Source organism: Oikeobacillus pervagus, from assembly GCF_030813365.1.
In the GTDB taxonomy this organism is placed as follows: Bacteria; Bacillota; Bacilli; order Bacillales; family DSM-23947; genus Oikeobacillus; species Oikeobacillus pervagus.
On the sequence record NZ_JAUSUC010000025.1, the window covers coordinates 1 to 25,117 of the forward strand.

The 25,117-nt window shown below is 37.9% G+C and carries 25 protein-coding genes, 1 rRNA gene and 2 other annotated features; all 26 genes read left to right on the forward strand.

Annotation, left to right across the window (positions count from 1 at the left end; genetic code table 11):
* A 5S ribosomal RNA gene (rrf, locus tag J2S13_RS10340) occupies positions 1–78 on the forward strand; the annotation flags it as partial.
* A 667-nt stretch (positions 79–745) separates the two neighbouring features.
* Complete coding sequence (locus J2S13_RS10345; protein WP_307257679.1) at positions 746–1,207, forward strand: CtsR family transcriptional regulator; 462 nt, start codon at positions 746–748, stop codon at positions 1,205–1,207.
* 19 nt (positions 1,208–1,226) lie between these two features.
* Positions 1,227–1,775: a protein-arginine kinase activator protein McsA gene (gene mcsA, locus J2S13_RS10350; protein ID WP_307257680.1), complete on the forward strand. Its 549-nt coding sequence runs from the start codon at positions 1,227–1,229 to the stop codon at positions 1,773–1,775.
* Positions 1,772–2,848, forward strand: a complete 1,077-nt coding sequence (gene mcsB / locus J2S13_RS10355; protein ID WP_307257681.1) for a protein-arginine kinase McsB — start codon at positions 1,772–1,774, stop codon at positions 2,846–2,848. Before mcsA ends, mcsB begins: the two co-directional genes overlap by 4 nt.
* 3 nt (positions 2,849–2,851) lie before the next feature.
* Positions 2,852–5,293 carry an ATP-dependent protease ATP-binding subunit ClpC gene (gene clpC, locus J2S13_RS10360; protein WP_307257682.1) on the forward strand — a complete coding sequence of 814 codons (2,442 nt, stop codon included), beginning with the start codon at positions 2,852–2,854 and terminating at the stop codon, positions 5,291–5,293.
* A gap of 106 nt (positions 5,294–5,399) precedes the next feature.
* Positions 5,400–6,776 (forward strand): DNA repair protein RadA, encoded by a 1,377-nt coding sequence (radA, locus tag J2S13_RS10365; protein ID WP_307257683.1) that lies wholly within the window; start codon positions 5,400–5,402, stop codon positions 6,774–6,776.
* Positions 6,776–7,849: a DNA integrity scanning diadenylate cyclase DisA gene (disA, locus tag J2S13_RS10370; RefSeq protein ID WP_307257684.1), complete on the forward strand. Its 1,074-nt coding sequence runs from the start codon at positions 6,776–6,778 to the stop codon at positions 7,847–7,849. Before radA ends, disA begins: the two co-directional genes overlap by 1 nt.
* 191 nt (positions 7,850–8,040) lie before the next feature.
* Positions 8,041–9,129: a PIN/TRAM domain-containing protein gene (locus J2S13_RS10375; RefSeq protein ID WP_307257685.1), complete on the forward strand. Its 1,089-nt coding sequence runs from the start codon at positions 8,041–8,043 to the stop codon at positions 9,127–9,129.
* A 15-nt stretch (positions 9,130–9,144) separates the two neighbouring features.
* Positions 9,145–9,828 carry a 2-C-methyl-D-erythritol 4-phosphate cytidylyltransferase gene (gene ispD, locus J2S13_RS10380; protein ID WP_307257686.1) on the forward strand — a complete coding sequence of 228 codons (684 nt, stop codon included), beginning with the start codon at positions 9,145–9,147 and terminating at the stop codon, positions 9,826–9,828.
* A gap of 18 nt (positions 9,829–9,846) precedes the next feature.
* Positions 9,847–10,326 (forward strand): 2-C-methyl-D-erythritol 2,4-cyclodiphosphate synthase, encoded by a 480-nt coding sequence (gene ispF, locus J2S13_RS10385; RefSeq protein ID WP_307257687.1) that lies wholly within the window; start codon positions 9,847–9,849, stop codon positions 10,324–10,326.
* 153 nt (positions 10,327–10,479) lie between these two features.
* A complete protein-coding gene (gene gltX / locus J2S13_RS10390) occupies positions 10,480–11,937 on the forward strand; it encodes a glutamate--tRNA ligase (RefSeq protein ID WP_307257688.1) in 1,458 nt (485 codons plus the stop codon).
* A gap of 41 nt (positions 11,938–11,978) precedes the next feature.
* Positions 11,979–12,203, forward strand: a binding site (T-box leader).
* Between the two features lie 121 nt (positions 12,204–12,324).
* Complete coding sequence (epsC, locus tag J2S13_RS10395) at positions 12,325–12,999, forward strand: serine O-acetyltransferase EpsC (protein ID WP_307257689.1); 675 nt, start codon at positions 12,325–12,327, stop codon at positions 12,997–12,999.
* A complete protein-coding gene (cysS, locus tag J2S13_RS10400; RefSeq protein WP_307257690.1) occupies positions 12,980–14,377 on the forward strand; it encodes a cysteine--tRNA ligase in 1,398 nt (465 codons plus the stop codon). The genes epsC and cysS overlap by 20 nt, the downstream gene beginning before the upstream one ends.
* 3 nt (positions 14,378–14,380) lie before the next feature.
* A complete protein-coding gene (locus J2S13_RS10405; protein ID WP_307257691.1) occupies positions 14,381–14,806 on the forward strand; it encodes a Mini-ribonuclease 3 in 426 nt (141 codons plus the stop codon).
* Positions 14,803–15,552: a 23S rRNA (guanosine(2251)-2'-O)-methyltransferase RlmB gene (gene rlmB / locus J2S13_RS10410; protein ID WP_307257692.1), complete on the forward strand. Its 750-nt coding sequence runs from the start codon at positions 14,803–14,805 to the stop codon at positions 15,550–15,552. The genes J2S13_RS10405 and rlmB overlap by 4 nt, the downstream gene beginning before the upstream one ends.
* Positions 15,553–15,554: 2 nt before the next feature.
* Positions 15,555–16,064 (forward strand): NYN domain-containing protein, encoded by a 510-nt coding sequence (locus tag J2S13_RS10415; protein WP_307257693.1) that lies wholly within the window; start codon positions 15,555–15,557, stop codon positions 16,062–16,064.
* 62 nt (positions 16,065–16,126) lie between these two features.
* The gene (sigH, locus tag J2S13_RS10420) at positions 16,127–16,780 is read left to right on the forward strand and encodes an RNA polymerase sporulation sigma factor SigH (protein ID WP_307257694.1); all 654 of its coding nucleotides are present in this window, start codon (positions 16,127–16,129) and stop codon (positions 16,778–16,780) included.
* A 68-nt stretch (positions 16,781–16,848) separates the two neighbouring features.
* Complete coding sequence (gene rpmG, locus J2S13_RS10425) at positions 16,849–16,995, forward strand: 50S ribosomal protein L33 (RefSeq protein ID WP_307257695.1); 147 nt, start codon at positions 16,849–16,851, stop codon at positions 16,993–16,995.
* A 51-nt stretch (positions 16,996–17,046) separates the two neighbouring features.
* On the forward strand, positions 17,047–17,232 hold the full coding sequence (gene secE / locus J2S13_RS10430) for a preprotein translocase subunit SecE (RefSeq protein ID WP_307257696.1): 186 nt from the start codon (positions 17,047–17,049) through the stop codon (positions 17,230–17,232).
* 190 nt (positions 17,233–17,422) lie between these two features.
* Positions 17,423–17,956 (forward strand): transcription termination/antitermination protein NusG, encoded by a 534-nt coding sequence (gene nusG / locus J2S13_RS10435; protein WP_307257697.1) that lies wholly within the window; start codon positions 17,423–17,425, stop codon positions 17,954–17,956.
* Positions 17,957–18,127: 171 nt separating this feature from the next.
* Positions 18,128–18,553, forward strand: coding sequence for a 50S ribosomal protein L11 (gene rplK / locus J2S13_RS10440; protein ID WP_307257698.1), 426 nt, complete (start codon positions 18,128–18,130; stop codon positions 18,551–18,553).
* A 119-nt stretch (positions 18,554–18,672) separates the two neighbouring features.
* Entirely contained in the window at positions 18,673–19,365 is a 693-nt protein-coding gene (rplA, locus tag J2S13_RS10445; RefSeq protein WP_307257699.1) for a 50S ribosomal protein L1, read from the forward strand.
* A gap of 52 nt (positions 19,366–19,417) precedes the next feature.
* Positions 19,418–19,565: a sequence feature (ribosomal protein L10 leader region), on the forward strand.
* A 42-nt stretch (positions 19,566–19,607) separates the two neighbouring features.
* On the forward strand, positions 19,608–20,111 hold the full coding sequence (rplJ, locus tag J2S13_RS10450; RefSeq protein WP_307257700.1) for a 50S ribosomal protein L10: 504 nt from the start codon (positions 19,608–19,610) through the stop codon (positions 20,109–20,111).
* Between the two features lie 60 nt (positions 20,112–20,171).
* Positions 20,172–20,537: a 50S ribosomal protein L7/L12 gene (gene rplL, locus J2S13_RS10455; RefSeq protein ID WP_307257701.1), complete on the forward strand. Its 366-nt coding sequence runs from the start codon at positions 20,172–20,174 to the stop codon at positions 20,535–20,537.
* A 170-nt stretch (positions 20,538–20,707) separates the two neighbouring features.
* Positions 20,708–21,310, forward strand: a complete 603-nt coding sequence (locus J2S13_RS10460) for a class I SAM-dependent methyltransferase (RefSeq protein ID WP_307257702.1) — start codon at positions 20,708–20,710, stop codon at positions 21,308–21,310.
* A 242-nt stretch (positions 21,311–21,552) separates the two neighbouring features.
* The gene (rpoB, locus tag J2S13_RS10465) at positions 21,553–25,110 is read left to right on the forward strand and encodes a DNA-directed RNA polymerase subunit beta (protein ID WP_307257703.1); all 3,558 of its coding nucleotides are present in this window, start codon (positions 21,553–21,555) and stop codon (positions 25,108–25,110) included.
* The last annotated feature ends 7 nt before the right edge of the window (positions 25,111–25,117 follow it).

A 25,117-nucleotide genomic window follows, 5' to 3' on the forward strand; every position in this document is an offset into this window, starting at 1 on the left:
CCGAACACGGAAGTTAAGCTCTTCAGCGCCGATGGTAGTTGGGGGCTGTCCCCCTGCAAGAGTAGGACGTTGCCAAGCAAACGAGAGAATAGCGATTTAGCTATTCTCTTTTTTTTTTGCCAAATAAATTCCAGGTGCCAGGCACCATCCAGAAAGTTCCAGTTTAGATTCCTAAACTAGACAAAATTTAGTCGAATTAGAACAGGGGAAGGCAAGTACTATTTGGAAATATTCAAAAGTCAAAAAAGCGTGGGATTTGTAAAATCATGACTCCAAGCGGATCTCCAAAAGTGCAAAAGATTCCGGGAAATTCGCATATATTCCAGGAAATAATCAATAATCTAAAATACAGTGCAAATCCAGTGAGAAGTAGCGCAAAAGTTCGCAGGAAATACGCAAATGACTCTGGGAAATATGCAAATTTCCCCTTTAACCATAACCTACCAGGTGCCAGGCACCATCCAGGAATATCCGGGTGCCAGGCACCATCCAGGCACCATCCAAAAAAAGCCAAAACAACAAAAATCATGGATATGGAGAATTCACTTTTTTAACAAGAATAAAAGGAAATTTGCCATAGCAAGGGGAATATATATTAAAAATAAATAAAAAAATTATGGTGGCTGTTTAATATTAATAAATTCGGCAATTATAAAAGTAAACAGGTTTATAAATTGCACGGAAACGTATTTATCGAGTATAATGAATGTCAAATATAGTCAAAGTCAGAAAAGGAGGAGGCTTGGTGAGAAACATATCGGATATCATTGAAAATTACTTAAAAAAGGTTTTAGAGATGAGTGACCGAGAAATTGTTGAAATTAAGCGAAGCGAAATTGCCGATAAATTCCAATGTGTGCCTTCCCAAATAAATTATGTAATTAATACTAGGTTTACGATGGAAAAAGGTTATGTTGTTGAAAGTAAGAGAGGTGGGGGTGGATATATAAGAATTATGAAGGTGAAAATCCATGACCAATCTCATTTAATTGACCAGCTTGTTTCTCTTGTGGGGGAAAGGGTTTCCCAATCTAGTGCGGACGATGTAGTGTATCGTCTAGTGGAAGAAGGGATTATTTCTGGGAGAGAAGCAAAAATTATGCTAAGTGTAATGGATCGATCTGTTTTATATATTGATTTACCAGAAAGAGATGAATTAAGAGCTAGGATGCTAAAGGCAATGCTTTTAACTCTAAAGTATAAATAATGGAGAGGTGGAATTTATTTTGATTTGTCAGGAGTGTAATGAGAGACCAGCTACTCTCCACTTCACCAAAATCATTAATGGTGAAAAGACGGAAGTACATCTATGTGAGCATTGTGCGCAAGAAAAAAGTGAAGTGTTTATTATTGAGGGCGATCCTGGATTCTCAATTAATAATTTATTAGCTGGTCTGCTAAATATTGATTCAGGTTTTCAAAAGACGAAAGAAAACAGTTTTCCGAAGCATGAAATTCTTCAATGTGATGTTTGCCATATGACATATCAACAATTTGTCAATGTCGGCCGATTTGGTTGTTCTCATTGTTATGAAACTTTCAAAGATCGTATTAAGCCTATTTTTAAAAGATTGCATAGCGGTAATATTGTTCACCAAGGGAAAATACCGAAACGTGTCGGGGGATCTTTACATCTGAAAAAGGAAATAAAGGAGCTTAAGACACAACTTCAAACATTAATTATTAATGAGGAATTTGAAAAGGCAGCTGAAGTTCGGGATAGGATTCGATCCCTTGAATTACAACTAGATTCAAAAAGGGGTGAATCATCATGACGATTGAGAGATTTATTAGTCAGGCTGTTAGCTCTTGGATGAGTGCAGAAGGGCCTAATTCCGATATTGTTTTAAGCTCAAGAATAAGATTAGCTAGGAACTTACATGATTATAAATTTCCAACGGTCTTTACGGTCGAAGAGGCAAAAGATATTGTGACGAATATGGCCGAATCATTGAAGTATGATGAAAGGGTAAGCTCCTTAGAATTATTAATTATGGAAGAACTCCGACCATTGGATAAACGAGTTTTGGTAGAAAAACATCTAATAAGTCCTATGTTAGCGGAGAATTCCAATTATGGGGCAGTTTTCTTATCAAAAGACGAAGATATTAGTGTGATGGTGAATGAGGAGGATCATATTCGCATACAATGTTTAACTCCTGGTTTGCAGTTAAAAGAGGCATTGGAAAAGGCTAGTGGCTTGGATGATACGATTGAAAGTCATATCCGATATGCCTTTGATGAACAGAATGGGTATTTAACTAGCTGTCCAACAAATGTAGGTACTGGAATGCGTGCTTCCGTTATGATGCATTTACCTGCACTTATTATTACCCAACAGATGAATCGGATTATTCCGGCTATTAATCAACTAGGGCTTGTGGTCCGTGGAATATATGGGGAAGGTAGTGAAGCATTAGGCAATATCTTTCAAATATCCAACCAAATTACTTTAGGGAAATCGGAAGAAGATATTGTGAATGATTTACTTGGCATTGTTTATCAAATCATTGCCCAAGAGAGGTCAGCAAGAGAAGCACTTGTGAAAACTTCTAATATTCAACTTGAGGATAAAGTTTATCGATCATTCGGTGTGTTAACAAACTCCCGAATTATTGAATCAAAAGAGGCCGCTCAATGTCTATCAGATGTTAGATTAGGAATAGATTTGGGATATATTAGTAATATTTCAAAAACAATTCTAAATGAATTAATGATATTAACACAGCCTGGTTTTTTACAACGGTATGCTGGTGGTCCGCTTAGACCGAATGAGCGTGATGTGCGCAGAGCAACCTTAATTCGCGAAAGGATAAAAATGGAGAACCAAAACAAGGAGGAGAATTAATCTATGATGTTTGGACGATTTACTGAGAGAGCTCAAAAGGTATTAGCATTAGCCCAAGAGGAAGCCCTTCGCCTAGGACATAGTAATATTGGAACTGAACATATCCTTCTAGGACTAGTAAGAGAAGGAGAAGGTATTGCTGCAAAGGCCTTATATGGATTAGGTTTAGGAGCTGAAAAAATTCAAACAGAAGTAGAGAATTTAATTGGAAAAGGTTCAGGATCTACTCAAACAATCCACTACACTCCTCGCGCTAAAAAAGTGATTGAACTTTCCATGGATGAAGCTCGTAAGCTAGGACACTCTTATGTTGGAACTGAACATATCTTGCTTGGTTTAATACGTGAAGGTGAGGGAGTTGCCGCTAGAGTCCTAAATAACTTAGGAGTGAGTCTAAATAAAGCTCGTCAACAAGTGTTGCAGCTTCTAGGCAATAATGAAGCAAATGGTCATCAATCAGGAGCCAATGTAAATGCAAATACACCGACATTAGATAGCTTAGCACGTGATTTAACAGCGATTGCTAAAGAGGGAAGTCTTGATCCTGTTATTGGCCGAGCAAAGGAAATTCAGCGTGTCATTGAAGTCTTAAGCAGAAGAACAAAAAATAACCCTGTATTAATTGGGGAGCCAGGGGTCGGTAAAACAGCTATAGCAGAAGGGCTAGCACAACAAATCATCAATAATGAAATCCCTGAAACACTGCGTGATAAACGTGTGATGACATTAGATATGGGGACAGTTGTTGCAGGCACGAAATATCGTGGAGAATTTGAAGATCGTCTGAAAAAGGTGATGGATGAAATTCGCCAAGCAGGAAATATCATTTTATTCATTGATGAGCTTCATACATTAATAGGTGCTGGTGGTGCAGAAGGGGCGATCGATGCTTCTAATATATTAAAGCCTTCATTAGCAAGAGGCGAATTACAGTGTATTGGAGCCACTACCTTAGACGAATACCGGAAATATATTGAAAAAGATGCAGCGCTTGAAAGAAGATTTCAACCTATCCAAGTAGATGAACCAACTTTAGACGAATCTATTCAAATATTAAAAGGTTTACGGGACCGTTATGAAGCACATCATAGAGTCTCTATTACCGATGACGCAATTGATGCGGCGGTCAAATTATCCGACCGATATATTTCAGACCGTTTTCTTCCGGATAAAGCAATTGATTTAATTGACGAGGCGGGGTCCAAAGTACGTCTCCGTTCTTATACAACACCTCCAAATTTAAAAGAACTAGAGCATAAACTAGACGAAATAAAAAAGGAAAAGGATGCAGCTGTACAAAGCCAAGAATTTGAAAAAGCGGCTTCTTTAAGAGATTCCGAACAAAAGCTAAGAGAAGAATTGGAAGTAACGAAAAAAAGTTGGAAGGAAAAGCAAGGAAAAGAAAATACAGAAGTGACGGTAGAGGATATTGCGAATGTTGTTTCTAGCTGGACAGGAGTTCCGGTCTCAAAACTAGCACAAACAGAAACAGATAAGCTGTTAAATTTGGAGAAAATTTTACACTCCAGTGTCATAGGTCAAGAAGAAGCTGTCAAGGCCGTGTCAAAAGCAGTTCGCCGGGCGAGAGCCGGATTGAAAGATCCTAAGCGTCCTATTGGCTCTTTTATTTTCCTTGGACCTACAGGGGTAGGGAAAACAGAATTAGCAAGAGCACTTGCCAACGCTATGTTTGGGGATGAGGATGCCATGATTCGCATTGATATGTCTGAATATATGGAGAAACATTCAACTTCAAGATTGGTAGGTTCTCCTCCAGGATATGTAGGATATGAGGAAGGTGGTCAGTTAACGGAAAAAATTAGACGCAAACCGTATTCTGTCGTATTGCTTGATGAAATTGAGAAAGCACATCCTGATGTATTTAATATTTTATTACAAGTATTAGAAGATGGAAGACTGACGGATTCTAAGGGAAGAACAGTTGATTTCCGTAATACAGTATTGATCATGACCTCAAACGTTGGAGCGAATGCTTTAAAACGAAATAAATTTGTAGGCTTCAATATTCAAGATGGAGAACAGCAATATAAGGATATGAAAGGCAAAGTGATGGAGGAATTAAAACGGGCGTTCCGTCCGGAATTCATTAATCGGATCGACGAAATTATCGTCTTCCATTCATTAGAAAAAGACCATTTAAAACAAATTGTGACATTAATGTCGAACCAATTAACATCACGTTTAGAAGAACAAAACATCCTACTGGAGTTAACCGAAATGGCTAAGGAAAAAATAGCTAACGAAGGTTATGATCCGGAATATGGGGCTCGTCCATTACGTCGGGCTATCCAAAAGCACATAGAAGACCGTCTATCTGAAGAACTACTAAAAGGGACCGTACTAAAAGGGCAACGGGTCATTGTAGATGTTGAAGATGATGAATTTGTGGTGAAAACAAAAACAATGTCCAATACCGTTTCTTAAATAAAATCAGCAGAGAAGGTACACGAAAGAAAAATACGTGTACCTTTTCCATAGAAACGGTAAAGTATTCATTATTTTTGTTTTTAACATTTTAAAGGGGTATATTATGGCCAAGAAAAAGACAAAATTTATATGCCAATCTTGTGGGTATGAATCTCCTAAATGGATGGGGCGCTGTCCAGGATGTGGGGAATGGAACAAGATGGTGGAAGAAGTAGAAATCGTAGGAAAGCAGAAAAAAACATTTATTCATAGTGAAGAAAAAAGTGCGGCTAAACCGACACCATTGGTCAAAGTTGAATCTACCCAGGAACCGAGAGTTACAACGGAGTTAAAAGAGCTTAATCGAGTGCTTGGGGGGGGAGTTGTCCCTGGTTCACTAGTGCTTATTGGTGGAGACCCTGGGATTGGAAAATCAACGCTTTTGCTTCAAGTATCTTCGCAATTAGCTGAAAAGCAACATAAAGTGTTATATATATCCGGTGAAGAATCTATTAAGCAAACAAAATTGAGAGCGGACCGACTTGGGATTAAAGCAGCGGATTTATTCATTTATGCTGAAACGGATTTAGAAGTAATCCATCTAGCGATTGATGAAGTCAACCCATCCTTTGTCATCATTGACTCAATTCAAACAATCTATCATCCTGAAGTAACATCGGCACCTGGAAGTGTTTCACAAGTACGAGAATGTACAGCTGAGTTGATGAGGATAGCGAAAATTAAAGGCATTGCCGTCTTCATTGTGGGGCATGTTACGAAAGAGGGGTCTATTGCTGGGCCTAGGTTATTAGAGCATATGGTCGATACAGTTTTGTATTTCGAAGGGGAAAGACATCATACATATCGAATTTTGCGTGCAGTTAAAAACCGCTTTGGCTCCACAAATGAAATGGGAATTTTTGAAATGAAAGAAGCAGGCCTTGAGGAAGTGGAGAATCCTTCAGAAATCTTCCTCGAAGAACGATCAAGAGGCGCCTCCGGTTCAACCGTTGTTGCCTCCATGGAAGGGACTCGGCCCGTGTTAGTAGAAATCCAAGCACTTGTTGCCCCAACCAGTTTTGGTAATCCACGAAGAATGGCTACAGGGATTGACCATAACCGCGTGTCATTGCTTATGGCTGTATTGGATAAAAGGGTAGGCTTGCTGTTACAGAATCAGGATGCCTATTTAAAAGTAGCAGGTGGGGTAAAACTGGATGAACCTGCGATTGATTTAGCAATTATTATTAGTATTGCTTCCAGTTTTCGAGACCAACCTACGAGAGCAACAGATTGTATCATTGGGGAGGTCGGTTTAACAGGAGAGGTTAGACGTGTTTCGAGAATTGAACAGCGGGTGTTTGAAGCAGCTAAACTCGGATTCGAACGAATCATTATACCAGCTAATAATTTAGGGGGATGGAAGATTCCAGAGGGAATAGAAGTAGTTGGTGTAACGAATGTAGGGGAGGCACTTCAATATGCTTTGGGGGGTTCATAATGGACGAAAAAAGAATAAAGGATAACACAATATCTGAAATATTACAATTAGTTGCTCCAGGAACACCGATCAGAGAGGGAATTGACAATGTTTTACGAGCCAATACAGGGGGATTGATTGTTCTTGGACATAACGAGAAAGTACAGCATCTAGTAGATGGTGGTTTTAAAATTGATTGTCCTTTTTCACCAACATACCTATATGAATTAGCTAAGATGGATGGGGCGATCATATTAAATGAGAAAGGGAGCAAAATTATTTTAGCCAATGCCCAGCTTGCTACAGATCCTTCCATCTCTTCGACTGAAACAGGAATGCGCCATCGGACAGCGGAAAGGGTGGCAAAACAAACAAAGAAATTAGTGATTGCCATCTCCCAACGGCGAAACGTGATTACTTTGTATAAGGGTGATTTTCGTTATGCATTAAAAGATATTTCGGTGATTCTGACTAAAGCAAATCAGGCCATCCAAACATTAGAAAAGTATAAAGTCGTATTAGATCATGCCATTTCGAATTTATCTGTTTTGGAATTTGAAGAACTTGTTACATTCAGTGACGTATTACAAGTATTGCATCGGTTTGAAATGGTCATTCGCATTAAAAATGAACTTTTATCCTATCTAAGTGAATTAGGCGTGGAAGGAAGACTTATTCGACTTCAAATGCACGAGTTACTGACAGATATGGAAGAGGAAGCAGTGATGATCATTCGTGATTATGCGAAAGAGCGTCAAGTAAAACCTTATGAGGTATTAAGTCGATTTCAAGGGATTGTCACGAATGAGCTATTAGATGATGGGGTTCTTTTTAAACTACTTGGATATTCAGGACATGTCCATCTTGATGAAGGGATTTGTCCAAGAGGGTACCGAGTTCTAAATAAGATTCCAAGGCTTCCTGTTATTATTATTGAAAACTTGATTATAAAGTTTAATACATTACCGTTTATTTTAAAAGCGGAGGTAGATGAACTGGATGATGTAGATGGGATTGGAGAAGTAAGAGCTCGGAAAATTAAAGAGGGGCTGAAGTTAATTAAAGATCAAGTATTTGCGGATCGCCAATTGTAAGGTATCTGTTATCTAAAAAATTGACAGTCGGACTCCCGAGGTGATAACCTCAAATCAAAGATGGAATCAAATAAATGGTTTTTCCAATATAACAATTGGATGTCTATTTTTACAGTCATAGAATAATCTGATGACAGTAGATCATAAGAGGAAAAAAATGTTTATAATGAATGAGGAGGTGAATGTTTGTAATGCTCAAACGCATTGTACAAGCGATATTTGTTATTTTAGGTGGAACATTAGGTTTATTCCTTATACCGGACTTATTATCACTTATTAATTTATCAGAATTTAAACTCATTAATAATCCTTATGTTTCTGTTCTATTGGGCGCTATTATCTTTTATTTTTTAACTTTTTGGGCAGTAGATTATGTTGTGAATTTTGTAAAATGGATCGAGGACGGATTAGTCAAAGCCCCTGTTGTTGACATCTTATCCGGAAGTTTAGGCTTAATCATTGGTCTGTTTGTTGCTTATTTATTAGGTATTCCTCTTAACCAAATTGAAATTCCTGTTGTAAATACGGTGACACCGATTTTTCTTACATTATTATTAGGATATTTAGGGTTTCAAGTAGGATTTAAAAAACGTGATGAACTTAGTAGTGTTTTTTCTACGAATAGAGGAAATAAACGCAAAGAGTTAGAGGATGAGGATCAAAGTGATACGAAAATTTTTAAACTTCTCGATACAAGTGTCATTATTGATGGGAGAATCGCAGATATATGTCAAACAGGATTCTTAGACGGGGTAATCGTCATCCCACAATTTGTATTAGAAGAACTGCAACATATTGCTGATTCATCAGATGTTTTAAAAAGAAACCGTGGTCGTAGAGGTTTAGATATATTGAACCGTATCCAGAAGGAATTGCCAGTGGAGGTCCAAATATATGAAGGCGACTTTGAAGAGATTCAAGAAGTAGATAGTAAGCTTGTCAAACTGGCGAAGATTATGAATGGAATTGTCGTCACGAATGATTTCAATTTAAATAAAGTGTGTGAGCTACAGAAAGTACAAGTGCTCAATATCAATGATTTAGCCAATGCGGTTAAACCTGTTGTTCTCCCAGGGGAAGAAATGAACGTACAGGTAATAAAAGATGGAAAAGAGCATAACCAAGGAATTGCTTACTTAGATGATGGAACGATGATTGTCGTGGAAGAAGGAAGAGAATATATAGGGAAGCATATCGACGTGATTGTGACAAGTGTTTTACAAACTTCTGCTGGAAGAATGATTTTTGCAAAGCCTAAGTTATTAGAAAAAGCATTATAAGTGGAGAGAAAAATGATGAACTATCAAGTAATTATTCCAGCTGCCGGACAAGGAAAGCGGATGAAAGCGGGTAAAAATAAATTATTTATTGAATTAAACAGAAAGCCGATTATTATTCATACACTAGAGGTATTCGAAGTTGACCCAAGATGTGAAGGCATTACATTAGTAGTCCATCAAAATGAAATGGAAGAATTCACTCATCTGCTCAAAAGCTATCACATTACAAAAGTGAAGTCTTTAACAATCGGGGGGAAGGAACGCCATCACAGTGTTTTTAATGGATTAATCCATTTACAGAATGAAGAAATTGTCTTAGTCCACGACGGTGCTAGACCGTTTATCAAACAGGAAATCATTCATCGCCTCGTGGATTGCGCAATGAAGTCAGGGGCAGCGATTGTTGCTGTCCCTGTCAAGGATACCATCAAGAAAGTGAAAGAGGGTCAAATTGAGGGAACGATTGATCGGTCAAGCCTGTGGGCTGCTCAAACACCACAGGCTTTTAATGTTTCTATTTTATTAGATGCCTATAAAAAGGCAAATGATGAACAATATATAGGAACAGATGAAGCCTCTTTAGTAGAAAGATTATCGCTGGCTGTTGAAATTGTTGAAGGTGATTATGATAATATAAAGTTGACAACACCAGAAGATCTTTTTTTTGCTGAAGCTATTATGAAAAAACAAAATAAATAATGTTAAAGGGGGATGCCAATGTTTCGAGTTGGCCAAGGATTTGATGTTCACCAGTTTGCAGAAAATCGCCCATGTATCATTGGCGGAATTGTAATACCATATGAAAAAGGTTTGTTAGGACATTCAGATGCAGATGTATTATTGCATGCAGTAACAGATGCCTGTTTAGGTGCAATTGGAGAAGGGGATATTGGAAAGCATTTCCCGGATACAGACCCTGAATTTAAAGATGCAGATTCAGCAAAATTGCTGATTCATGTATGGGAAATCGTGAAGAAAAAGGGGTATTCGTTAGGGAATATTGACTGTACCATCATTGCTCAAAAGCCGAAAATGGCTCCTTATATAGAGACAATTAAACAAAGAATTGCTGAACTATTGGAAAGTGACGCATCACGCGTGAATGTAAAAGCAACGACAACAGAAAAGTTAGGGTTTACAGGCAGAGAAGAAGGGATTGCAGCACTCACGTCCGTACTATTAATGAAAAATACATAATGAAGAGGGCCCTTCCGGTTATATAAGGGAATGGATGACGTTTAGTGAGGGTAAACTGTTCTTAAAGTCTTTATTCCTTAAAGTAAGGGTGGTAAAATAGTCAAGAATCAAAGGAACGATATTTCGTTTCAGTCGGAAAGAGGAGGCAGCGAAATGGCTAAGGACATTCGTGTGCGTTATGCACCAAGTCCAACGGGACATTTACATATTGGGAACGCTCGTACTGCACTATTCAATTATTTATATGCAAGAAATCAAGGTGGAAAGTTTATTATCCGCATTGAGGATACAGATAAAAAGAGAAATATTGAGGGTGGCGAGCAAAGCCAGCTGAAATATTTGAAATGGTTAGGAATGGATTGGGATGAAAGCGTAGATGTCGGGGGAGAATACGGACCTTATCGACAATCGGAAAGAACGGAAATTTATAAGAAACTTTATGATGAATTATTAGAACGTGGAGACGCTTATAAATGTTATTGTACGGAAGAAGAGTTAGAGGCAGAAAGAGAAGCGCAAATAGCCAAAGGAGAGACTCCTAAGTATTCGAGAAAATGCCTTCATTTAACAAAAGAAGAACAACAGCGTTTTGAAGCTGAAGGTAGACAACCAAGTATTCGTATTAAAGTTCCTGAAGGGAAAGTTTACACATTCAAGGATATGGTAAAAGGAGAAGTTTCCTTTGAATCTGAAGGAATTGGGGACTATGTGATTGTCAAAAAAGACGGAACCCCTACTTATAATTTTGCTGTGGCGGTGGATGACCATCTAATGAAGATCACCCATGTCCTTCGTGGAGATGACCATATTTCTAACACACCTAAACAGTTAATGATTTATGAAGCATTTGGTTGGGAGATTCCTATTTTCGGACATATGACGTTAATAGTGAATGAAAGCCGTAAAAAATTAAGTAAACGTGATGAGTCTATCATTCAGTTTATCGAGCAATATGAAGAATTAGGGTATTTACCTGAAGCCTTGTTTAACTTTATCGCTCTTTTAGGTTGGTCACCAAAAGGGGAAGAAGAAATTTTTACAAAAGATGAATTAATCAAGATTTTTGATCCTGAGAGACTTTCTAAATCACCAGCTTTATTTGACAACCAAAAGCTAACTTGGATGAACAACCAATATATGAAAACATTAGATATAGAGAAATTAGTAACTCTTTCCCTTCCGCACTTAATGAAAGCAGATCGATTACCAGAAAATATGACGGCGGAACAAAAAGAATGGGCCACTCAACTTATTGCTTTACATCAAGAAAAAATGAGCTTTGGAGCCGAAATAGTCGAGTTAACGGAGCTATTTTTCAAACAAGACATTGAATACGGAGAAGAAGCGAAAGCAGTACTTGCAGAAGAATCTGTTCCAGAAGTACTTCAAGCCTTCCTAACAAAAGTAGTTGAACTAGAAAATTTTGAAGCAGCAGAGATTCAAAAATCGATTAAAGCCGTTCAAAAAGAAACTGGACATAAAGGAAAGAAATTATTTATGCCAATCCGTGTGGCAGTTACAGGTTTAACACATGGACCTGATCTTCCAAAGACGATTCAGCTGCTAGGGAAAGAGGTTGTAAAAACACGCTTGGAAACAATTCTAGGTTAACATTTTTTCGTAAATGTAATATATTAAGAATAACCAAAAAAGTGAACGCGTAGATGAGGAGAAGTAAAGAATTTGAGACTTAACAGAGAGAACCATCACCGGCTGAAAGTGGTTTAAGTGATTCAATTCTTGAAATGCACCTCTGAGTCCATTACTGAAAGTGATTGCGAGTAAGTGATGGCGGGAACTCCCGTTAACAGCTTAAAGTTGGAGGTTTGTTTTTTTGCCTCAAACAGAGTGGAACCGCGCATTCAGGCGTCTCTGTCATTATGTACAGAGGCGTCTTTTTTGTGTTTAGGAAACTATAAAATTTAGAACTGTGGATACCCTTTGAAAATGTTGTTGCTTAAGAATTCAAAGGGAATGGGAGCGAAGGGGGAGGAGAGAATGTTTAAAGCATTTAAAATGTTTAAAGAAGATGTTGATGTTATTTTTGATCAAGACCCAGCTGCACGTAGTTATTTGGAAGTGATTCTAACTTACTCCGGATTACATGCCATTTGGTCTCATCGTATAGCACATACTTTTTATAAATGGAAGTTGTATTTTATTGCCCGCGTTATTTCTCAAATTAGTCGCTTTTTCACAGGGATTGAAATTCACCCAGGAGCAACAATCGGACGTCGATTTTTTATCGACCACGGAATGGGTGTCGTCATAGGTGAAACATGTGAAATAGGAGATAATGTTACCTTATATCAAGGTGTGACGTTAGGTGGAACAGGAAAAGAAAAGGGGAAACGTCATCCTACAGTGAAAGATAATGCGCTTATAGCAACAGGAGCAAAAGTGTTAGGCTCTATAATAGTCGGTGAAAATTCAAAAATTGGGGCTGGTTCTGTCGTTTTGAAAGATGTACCTCCAAATTCCACAGTCGTTGGGATTCCTGGAAAGGTCGTCATTCAAGATGGGATTAAAATTAAGAAAGATTTGAATCATAGTGATTTACCGGATCCGATTTCAGATCGTTGCAGTGCGATGGAAAATGAAATTACCCAGTTGAAGCAACAACTTGAAGAGTTAAAGGAAGGAGAAAAAAGAAATGTCAATACAACTGTATAATACATTAACGAGGAAGAAGGAAGAGTTTGTTCCACTTGAAGAAGGAAAAGTGAAGATGTATGTATGTGGACCGACTGTTTATAATTATATCCACATTGGAAATGCTCGTCCCGCTATTGTATTTGATATGGTTCGTCGTTATTTACAATACCGTGGTTTCGATGTTCAATACGTATCCAATTTCACGGATGTTGATGATAAATTAATCCGAGTGGCTAAGGAAATGGAAACGGATGTACCGTCTATCGCTGAGCGCTTTATAAACGCCTACTTTGAAGATGTAGGAGCTTTAGGTTGTGAAAAGGCGGACATTCATCCTCGCGTAACGGAAAATATGGATATTATTGTGGAGTTTATCGAAACGCTTATCGAAAAAGGGTATGCCTATGAATCACACGGAGATGTATATTACCGCACGCGGGCATTCAAAGAATACGGGAAACTTTCGCATCAATCGATTGATGAGTTAAAAGTCGGGGCCCGAATTGAAGTGGGAGAAAAGAAAGAAGATGCTTTAGATTTTGTCTTATGGAAAGCGGCCAAAGAAGGGGAAATTTATTGGGAGAGTCCTTGGGGAAAAGGGCGACCTGGTTGGCATATTGAATGTTCCGCAATGGCCAAAGAATATTTAGGTGATACAATCGATATTCATGCGGGTGGGCAAGATTTAACGTTCCCACATCATGAAAATGAGATTGCCCAATCAGAAGCATTGACAGGGAAAACATTCGCAAAGTATTGGATGCATAATGGGTATATTAATATTGACAATGAGAAAATGTCAAAGTCCCTTGGGAATTTTGTTCTAGTGCACGATATTATCAAACATCATGATCCGCAAGTGTTAAGATTCTTTATGATGTCTGTTCACTATCGTCACCCCATTAATTACAACGAAGAATTATTATCGAATGCCAAGACATCATTGGAACGTTTAAAAACTTCCTATGAAAATTTAAAGCATAGAAAACAGTCAAGTACGAATTTAACAGAGCAAAATGAAAGCTGGATGGGAAAAATCGAGAAATTGCATCATGATTTTATCCATGAAATGGATGATGACTTTAATACAGCGAATGGAATTTCTGTATTATTTGAACTGTCAAAACAAGCCAATTACTATTTGATGGAGAAAAATACATCCGTAGAAGTAATCGATGCGTTCATGAAAGAATTCGAGGAATTATTCCATGTCCTTGGATTGAAATTAGAGGATGATTCCCTGCTTGATGAGGAAATTGAAGAGTTGATTGAGAAACGAATCCAAGCCCGTAAAGATCGTCAATTCCAACTTGCCGATGAAATTCGTGATCAATTAAAAGCGATGAACATTATTTTAGAAGATACGCCACAGGGCACAAGATGGAAAAGAGGGTAAGAAATGTTACAATTTGAACCTCTTGAGAATGCCAAACAGATCAATAGTTTAGCATTAGCTTATATGGGGGATGCCGTATTTGAAGTATATGTTCGGCACCACCTTTTACATACCGGGAAAGTAAAACCGAATCAATTGCATCGGGAAGCAACCCATTATGTTTCAGCAAAATCTCAAGCATCTATATTAAAAGCGTTGAAGGATGAGGGATTTTTAACAGAGGAAGAAGTAGCGGTTGTGAGACGAGGGAGAAATGCCAAGTCTGGGACGGTCCCCAAAAATACAGATGTTCAAACATACCGCTATAGCACCGCTTTTGAAGCGCTAATGGGATATTTGTTTTTAACAAATCAAAATTCGAGAATGGTGGAAATCATTCAAGAATCATTTACATTGGTAGACCAACAGAAAGGAGGAAAAAACTCATGAATCAACAGGAATATATTGCGGGAAGAAATCCTGTGTTAGAAGCTTTACGTTCAGATCGAGAAATTAATAAAATTTGGATTGCTGATGGAACTCAAAAAGGGGGTCCCATTCAGCAAATTTTAAAAAAGGCGAAGGAAGCGAATGTATTAGTTCAATTTGTTCCGAAGCAAAAAATTGATCAGTTTGTCCAGGAACATCATCAAGGGGTCGTAGCTCAAGTTGCGGCCTATCAATATGCTGAGTTAGATGACTTGTTTACACGGGCTGAACAAAGGGATGAAACCCCATTCTTTTTACTATTAGATGAGATTGAAGACCCCCATAATTTAGGGTCGATCATGAGAACGGCTGATGCTGTGGGTGCTCATGGGATTATTATACCGAAGAGAAGAGCCGTAGGATTAACAGCAACGGTAGCGAAAGCCTCAACGGGAGCAATAGAATATATCCCCGTCGTTAGGGTAACGAATCTAGCCCGAACAATAGATGAATTAAAGGAAAGAGGAATGTGGATTGCCGGAACAGATGCGAAAGGACAGGATGATTATCGACAACTAGATGGTACACTTCCAATTGGGTTAGTAATCGGCAGTGAGGGACGTGGGATGGGTCGACTAATTAAGGATAAATGCGATTTTCTCATTCGTCTCCCAATGGTTGGACAAGTTACTTCCTTAAACGCATCTGTTGCAGCAAGCTTGCTCATGTATGAGGTTTATCGTAAACGAAATCCTCTAGGGAACTGAATATGAACATCTTGATTGTGGATGGTTATAATATCATCGGTGCCTGGCCTGATCTTCGAAAATTAAAACAGGAGAATTTAGCCGCTGCTCGTGATTTATTAATTGAAAGAATGGCAGATTACCAAGGGTATACTGGCTATAAGGTGATCGTTGTCTTTGATGCACATTATGTAAAAGGGACAGAAAAGAAATACCGGAATTACAAAGTGGAAGTCATTTTTACGAGAGAAAATGAATCAGCAGATGAAAGAATTGAGAAAATGGCAATCGAATTAACGACGATTAAAAATCAAGTGTATGTAGCAACATCCGATTATACAGAACAATGGCAAGTTTTTGGACAAGGTGCATTAAGAGTTTCTGCGAGGGAACTTCTAACAGAAATTGAAATAGTAGAACAAAAAATAAAACGAAACATTAATAAAATTAAAGAGGAAAAATTCCATACTAAGATCTCGCTTAATGATGAAGTTGCGGAAATATTCGAAAAATGGCGCAGGGGTGACCGTTGAAAGATTGACGATTGTTTTGCCCCTGCTGTATAATACATCTATCTATGTTTTGGTCGGAGGGGATGGGAGTGAGCTTGAATTATCGTTTAAGTACTGAAAAGTTTGAACATTTGAATGACGAACCTATCGTAGAATTAGTTCATCAAGGTGATACTGATGCTTTAGACTATTTAATTCATAAGTACAAAAATTTTGTAAGAGCGAAAGCGCGTTCCTATTTCTTGATTGGAGCTGACAAGGAAGATATTGTTCAAGAAGGAATGATAGGACTTTATAAAGCCATTCGTGATTACAAAGAAGACAAGTTAACGACCTTTAAAGCCTTCGCTGAACTCTGTATTACTAGACAGATTATTACAGCTATTAAAACGGCCACTCGTCAAAAACATATACCTCTTAATTCCTATGTTTCCTTAGACAAGCCTATATATGATGAAGAATCAGATCGGACACTTTTGGACGTGATTACAGGTGCGAAGGTGACAGATCCGGAAGAATTGATTATTAATAGAGAACAATATGATAATATTGAAGGGAAAATGAATGAACTATTAAGTGATTTAGAAAGAAAAGTATTAGCTCTTTACTTAGATGGCCAGACTTACCAGGAAATCTCAGAAGAACTAAATAGACATGTGAAATCCATTGATAATGCCCTACAAAGAGTGAAGAGAAAGCTTGAGCGATATTTAGAAGTCCGTGAGATTACTATATAGGAATTCTTGACTTTAAGCTTGTATAATGATACTTTTTATAGGATAAAAGGAAATTGGTGTGAATGATTATGAGAAAAAAAGTTGTATTAGCTTGTTCGGAATGTGGTTCGAGAAATTACTCAACCATGGGAGGTAGCAGCCACGGACAGAGATTAGAAGTTAAGAAATTTTGTAAGAATTGTAATCGCCATACTCTTCATAAAGAAACGAAATAGAGATTATAACCATAAGTATTTGGGCAATTTGAACTTGTTGGAGGTTTCGTAATGTCAGGCTTAATACAGTTTTTCCGCAATGTGAACAGTGAGATGAGGAAAGTAAGTTGGCCGAAGAAGAAAGAGTTAGTAAGCTATACCGTTACGGTCATTACAACAGTTGTTTTGCTTTCTCTCTTTTTTGCAGGAATAGATTTAGGGATTTCATCCTTAATTGAATGGATTTTAAAACAATAATATATTAAATATATAAATAACTCTTGAATACAGACTATTTTTACATGGTATAATTGTAAAGAATAAATGTGTTAAAAAAACCCGAATTTTTACGGGTTTTTTCATTTGGTTTTAAACAATCGTTTTATAAAATAAGTAATAGAAGTCGAAATACAATTATTGAGGAGGGAAGGACATTTAGTCCCTTTTAATGGAGAAAAATTGGTATGTTGTCCACACATATTCCGGATATGAAAACAAAGTAAAAGCGAATTTGGAAAAACGGGTTGAATCAATGGGAATGCAAGACAAAATTTTCCGAGTGATTGTCCCTGAAGAAGAGGAAACAAATATTAAAAACGGTAAAAAGAAAGTAACCAAAAGAAAAGTATTCCCTGGTTACGTGTTAGTAGAGATTATTATGACAGATGATTCATGGTATGTTGTACGAAATACACCAGGGGTAACGGGTTTTGTTGGTTCCTCGGGTTCTGGATCAAAACCAACACCACTATTACCAGAAGAAGCACAGACCATCTTAAAACAAATGGGCTTAGAAGAAAAACGAATGGATATTCAATTTGAAGTCGGTGAAACGGTGACAGTCAAAGAAGGACCTTTTGCTAATTTTGCTGGAAAAATTGAAGAAATGGATCATGATAAAGGAAAAATAAAAGTGTTAGTTAATATGTTCGGACGTGAAACACCAGTAGAATTAGATTTCGATCAAGTTGAGAAATTATAGTGGGAAATAACTTGAAAATATATTTTAAAAATGATAATATTTCATAAGTCAGTATGTCTCTCGAAAATAGAGACAAATTCTTATAAAAAATCTTTATTTTCATAAAGAGATTTTTGAGTGGGAGGGGGAGAACCCCAAGTACCACATCACGGACTTAAGGAGGTGTGTCTCGTGGCTAAAAAAGTAATTAAACTTGTTAAATTACAAATTCCTGCAGGGAAAGCAAATCCTGCTCCACCAGTAGGTCCAGCACTAGGTCAAGCTGGTGTTAATATCATGGGATTTTGTAAAGAATTTAACGCTCGCACAGCAGATCAAGCTGGTTTAATCATTCCAGTTGAAATCACGGTGTTTGAAGACCGTTCATTTACATTTATTACGAAAACCCCACCTGCAGCTGTACTTCTTAAAAAAGCAGCTGGCATTGATTCAGGTTCAGGTGAGCCAAATCGTAACAAAGTGGCGACAGTTAAACGTGACAAAGTACGTGAAATTGCCGAAACAAAAATGCCAGATTTAAATGCTGCTAGTGTTGAAGCAGCAATGCGTATGGTTGAAGGAACTGCACGCAGCATGGGAATTGTGATTGAAGATTAATTCTTGAACACAATTGTAGTTGATGAAGAGGTTGCTGGGCTGAACGTATAACTTTACTTCTCCCGCAACCTTTATTCGTGGGAGGTTATTCCGCTAAAACCACATAAGGAGGATTTATAATGGCGAAAAAAGGTAAAAAATTTCTAGAAGCTTCTAAGCTTGTAGATCGTACAAAAGCTTATTCTTTAGAAGAAGCAGTTGAATTAGTGAAGAAAACTACTTTTACTAAATTTGATGCAACAGTTGAAGTTGCCTTTCGTTTAGGTGTAGACCCTAAGAAAGCTGACCAACAAATTCGTGGGGCAGTTGTTCTTCCAAATGGAACAGGTAAAACACAAAAAGTTTTAGTTTTTGCTAAAGGTGAAAAAGCGAAAGAAGCAGAAGCCGCTGGAGCTGATTATGTTGGAGATGCAGATTATATCAACAAAATCAACCAAGGTTGGTTTGAATTTGATGTAATCGTAGCAACACCAGACATGATGGGTGAAGTTGGTAAATTAGGACGTGTTTTAGGCCCTAAAGGATTAATGCCAAACCCTAAAACTGGCACAGTTACATTTGATGTAACAAAAGCAATCCAAGAAATCAAAGCTGGTAAAGTAGAGTACCGCGTTGATAAAGCAGGTAATATCCATGTGCCAATCGGTAAAGTTTCATTTGATAATCAGAAGATTGTTGAAAACTTTACTACTATTTTTGACACAATGGTGAAAGCAAAACCTGCATCAGCTAAAGGTACATTTATGAAGAATGTAGCAATTACATCAACAATGGGACCTGGAATTAAAATCGATCCATCTACTGTACAGTAATTGGAAGTTGACAAATTCATAAGGATTCCATATAATAAATTTCGTTATGAAAATGAAAATTACATTTGTACCGTAGACAGTAGGTGCTTTTTAAGAAGCTTAATTTCCTACCGAGGTAATAATAATAGATAGAGTAGTCGAACGGCTATTTTTCATTATTACCTCCATGTCTGCTGACATGGAGGTTTCTTTAATGTTAACGGTATGAATGTTCATCCAGCCAAATAACAGGAGGTGTAAAGATGAGCAGCGTAATCGAAGCAAAGAAACAAATCGTTGAAGAAATTGCTGATAAATTTAAAGGTAGTGCAACATCTGTAGTTGTGGATTACCGTGGACTAAATGTTGCAGAGGTAACAGAACTTCGTAAACAACTTCGCGAAGCAGGCGTTGAATTTAAAGTTTACAAAAATACTTTAACACGTCGTGCAGCTGAAGCAGCAGAATTAGCAGGTTTAAACGAATCTCTTACTGGACCAAACGCAATTGCATTTAGTGCAGAAGATGTAATCGCACCAGCAAAAATTCTTAATGAATTTGCTAAAAATAACGAAGCTTTAGAAATTAAAGCAGGTGTAATTGAAGGAAATGTTGCAACTGTAGAGGAAATCAAAGCTCTTGCTGAACTTCCATCACGCGAAGGACTTCTTTCAATGTTGCTTAGCGTACTTCAAGCACCTATTCGTAACTTCGCTCTTGCTACTAAAGCAGTGGCAGATCAAAAAGAAGAAGAACAAGGCGCATAACTTACGCCTTAACCGATCGAATAAAACAATATTAATAACCATTTAAGGAGGAAATCAATCATGACTAAAGAACAAATCATTGATGCGATTAAAGAAATGACAGTTCTAGAATTAAACGATTTAGTAAAAGCAATTGAAGAAGAATTCGGCGTAACTGCAGCTGCTCCTGTAGCTGTTATGGGTGGCGCTGCTGGTGGCGACGCTGCTGCTGAAAAAACAGAATTTGATGTAATTCTTGCTAGCGCAGGCGGACAAAAAATCAAGGTTATCAAAGTGGTTCGTGAAATCACTGGTCTTGGACTTAAAGATGCAAAAGAACTTGTTGATAATGCTCCAAAAGCACTTAAAGAAGGTATTGCGAAAGAAGAAGCTGAAGAACTTAAAGCTAAACTTGAAGAAGTTGGCGCTGAAGTAGAAGTTAAGTAAGACTACTAGGCGAAAATAATATATAAAAAGCTCGCTCCATTAGGCGGGCTTTTTATAGTTAAATATATATACTACAATTCCCTGCAGTGAGAAAGGTAACTTTCGATCAAAACCTCTATAAAACAAACAAAACAAAGAATTCTCCAAATTATTCCTATGGAGGGGTAAGATTGACCAATCATTATTATTCACGAATGCCTAGTTCAGAAAGTAACCCGATTTATTGGGAGTTCAAATTAAGAGGACATCTATTTCGATTTAAAGCTGATTCAGGAGTTTTTTCTAAGAAAGAAGTGGATTTTGGTTCTAGATTACTTATAGAATCTTTTCAAATTCCTATGGTGGAAGGACCAATCTTAGATGTTGGTTGTGGCTACGGCCCAATCGGCTTATCTATCGCTAAATCTTTCTCAAGTAGAAAGGTTCATATGGTGGATGTAAACTTAAGAGCCATTGATCTTGCGAAGGAAAACGCCAGAAATAATGAGATCCATAACACAATCATTTATAACAGTGATTGTTTAAGCGGTGTAGATACTCAAGATTTCTCAGCTATATTAACGAACCCACCGATTAGAGCAGGAAAGAAAATTGTACATCAAATTTATGAACAGAGTTTTGAAAAATTAACAATTGGTGGACAGCTTTGGGTCGTTATACAGAAAAAACAGGGAGCGTCCTCTTCAAAGGATAAACTCGAACAATTATTTGGTCATGTGGATACCATCGAAAAGAAAAAAGGATACCAAATATTGATGGCAGAAAAACATTGACGATCCATTCAGACTATGCTAGCATTATAAAATGCCAATATATTAATTTTGCCTGTTTAACTATTTTCTAATTATTTGTATAATAAATGGGTAAAATGGAAAAAACTTTTTAATATAGTTCATCATGTGAAAAATGAGGTTTTCTGTGAAAAACCCTTTTTCTTTTTGTCTTACGAAAGGCTGGCAGCTTTGATAAGACAGGATAGACGCAACTAATACGCTTGATTTGAGGGGTGAATCAGTTGACAGGTCAACTAGTTCAGTATGGACGACACCGCCAACGCAGAAGTTATGCTCGTATCAGTGAAGTTTTAGAATTACCAAATCTAATTGAAATCCAAACATCCTCATATCAATGGTTTCTTGATGAGGGCTTAAGGGAAATGTTCCAAGACATTTCTCCTATTGAAGACTTTACTGGTAATCTTTCTCTAGAATTCATTGATTATAGTCTAGGGGAGCCAAAATATCCCGTAGATGAATCGAAAGAGCGAGATGTTACATATTCAGCTCCGCTTAGAGTGAAAGTCCGACTAGTAAATAAGGAAACCGGTGAAGTAAAGGACCAAGAAGTATTTATGGGAGACTTCCCATTAATGACTGAAACGGGAACGTTTGTTATAAACGGGGCGGAACGTGTTATTGTTTCCCAGCTTGTTCGTTCACCAAGTGTTTATTACAGTGGGAAAATCGATAAGAACGGAAAGAAAGGTTTTACAGCTACTGTTATTCCAAACCGTGGTGCTTGGCTTGAGTATGAAACAGATGCCAAGGACATTGTACATGTTCGTATAGACCGTACACGTAAATTACCAGTGACAGTATTGCTACGTGCTCTTGGGTTTGGCTCTGATCAAGAAATCATCGATCTAATAGGTGATAACGAATATATTCGTAACACTTTAGAAAAAGACAATACTGAAAGTACAGAAAAGGCTTTAATTGAAATATATGAGCGCCTTCGACCTGGTGAACCACCAACTGTTGAAAATGCGAAAAGTTTATTAATTTCAAGATTTTTCGACCCAAAACGCTATGATTTAGCGAATGTAGGCCGCTACAAAATTAATAAAAAGCTTCATATCAAAAACCGCTTATTTGGTCAAAGATTAGCAGAAACGTTAGCAGATCCAGAAACAGGCGAAATCATTGCTGAAGCTGGGACAGTTCTAGATCGGAGAACATTGGATAAAATCCTTCCACATTTAATGAATGGAATCGGTTTTAAAACATTTCGTCAAAATGGTAGTGTGGTTGAAGAAGATGTTGTCCTGCAATCCATTAAGATTTACGCACCAAATACTGAAGAAGAGAAGGTTATTAATGTTATTGGAAATGGGTTCCTAGATGAAGATGTGAAACATATTACACCTGCAGACATTATTTCTTCCATCAGTTATTTCTTTAACTTATTATATAACGTGGGAAATACAGATGACATCGATCATTTAGGAAATCGCCGACTACGTTCAGTTGGTGAGTTATTACAAAACCAATTTCGAATTGGATTATCGAGAATGGAACGCGTTGTTCGTGAAAGAATGTCCATTCAAGATACAAATACCATTACGCCACAACAATTAATTAATATTCGACCAGTCATTGCATCAATTAAAGAATTCTTCGGAAGCTCCCAATTATCACAGTTCATGGATCAAACAAACCCGCTAGCTGAATTAACTCACAAGCGTCGTTTATCCGCATTAGGGCCTGGGGGATTAACCCGTGAACGTGCTGGGATGGAAGTGCGGGATGTGCATTATTCCCACTATGGACGTATGTGTCCGATTGAGACACCAGAGGGTCCAAATATCGGGTTAATTAACTCTTTATCTTCCTATGCAAAGGTGAATCGATTTGGGTTTATTGAAACTCCATATCGACGAATTGACCCGGAAACTGGAAAGGTAACCGACCATATCGACTATTTAACAGCAGATGAAGAAGATCATTACGTCGTTGCACAGGCGAATGTTCGTTTAAGTGACGATGGCGCATTTTTAGATGATGAAGTCGTTGCTCGTTTCCGTGGGGAGAATACAGTTGTAAAACAAGAACGTGTAGATTACATGGATGTTTCTCCAAAACAAGTAGTGTCTGCAGCGACAGCGTGTATTCCATTCTTAGAGAATGATGACTCCAACCGTGCGTTAATGGGGGCAAACATGCAACGTCAAGCAGTACCTTTGATGCAACCAGAGGCTCCAATTGTAGGAACAGGAATGGAGTATGTTTCGGCAAAGGATTCTGGTGCGGCAGTCATTTGCAAACACCCTGGAATTGTTGAACGTGTAGAAGCACGTGAAGTTTGGGTGCGTCGAGTGACAGAAGTGGATGGACAAGAAATTCAAGGAGATTTGGATCGATATCGCTTACAAAAATTTATCCGATCCAACCAAGGAACTTGTTATAATCAACGTCCAATCGTTCAAGTAGGAGACCGTGTTGTAAAAGGTGAAATTTTAGCAGATGGCCCTTCAATGGAACAAGGTGAACTTGCTCTTGGTCGAAATGTGTTGGTAGGCTTCATGACTTGGGACGGATATAACTATGAAGATGCCATCATTATGAGTGAACGTCTTGTGAAAGATGATGTATATACTTCAATCCATATTGAAGAATATGAATCAGAATCACGTGATACAAAACTCGGACCTGAAGAAATTACACGTGACATACCTAACGTCGGTGAAGATGCGTTAAGAAACTTAGATGAACGTGGAATTATCCGGATTGGGGCTGAAGTGAAGGATGGAGACCTATTAGTAGGGAAAGTCACTCCTAAGGGTGTAACCGAATTAACAGCTGAGGAGAGACTTCTACATGCGATCTTCGGTGAGAAGGCACGTGAAGTTCGTGACACGTCTCTAAGAGTTCCACATGGTGGTGGAGGAATTGTCCTTGATGTGAAAGTCTTCAATCGTGAAGATGGAGATGAATTACCACCAGGTGTTAACCAACTAGTCCGTGTTTATATTGTACAGAAACGTAAGATTTCTGAAGGAGATAAGATGGCTGGTCGTCACGGTAATAAGGGGGTAATATCCAAAATATTACCAGAGGAAGATATGCCGTATTTACCTGACGGAACACCAATTGACATCATGTTGAATCCATTAGGGGTTCCTTCACGTATGAACATCGGGCAGGTGCTTGAGTTACATCTCGGTATGGCGGCAAGAAGACTTGGTATCCATGTAGCAACCCCTGTATTTGATGGGGCTACTGAGGATGACGTTTGGGAAACAATCGAAGAATCTGGTATGCCAAGAGATGCGAAAAGTATCTTATACGACGGTCGGACAGGTGAACCATTCGATAACCGAGTATCCGTCGGTATTATGTATATGATTAAACTTGCGCATATGGTTGATGATAAATTACATGCACGCTCAACTGGACCATACTCACTCGTAACACAGCAACCACTCGGAGGAAAAGCACAATTCGGTGGACAGCGATTCGGTGAAATGGAAGTATGGGCACTTGAAGCTTATGGCGCAGCTTATACACTTCAAGAAATCCTTACTGTGAAGTCGGATGATGTTGTTGGGCGCGTAAAAACTTACGAGGCCATTGTGAAAGGTGAGAACGTACCAGAACCAGGAGTTCCAGAATCATTCAAAGTGCTAATGAAAGAACTTCAAAGTTTAGGTTTGGACGTCAAAATTCTCTCTGGTGACGATAAAGAAATCGAAATGAGAGATTTAGAAGATGAAGAAGAGTTACAACAAGCAGATACATTAAATATTGCTTCTGAAAAGAAAGAAGAAAATGAAAAGGTTACTACAAGAGAGTAATTAGGGA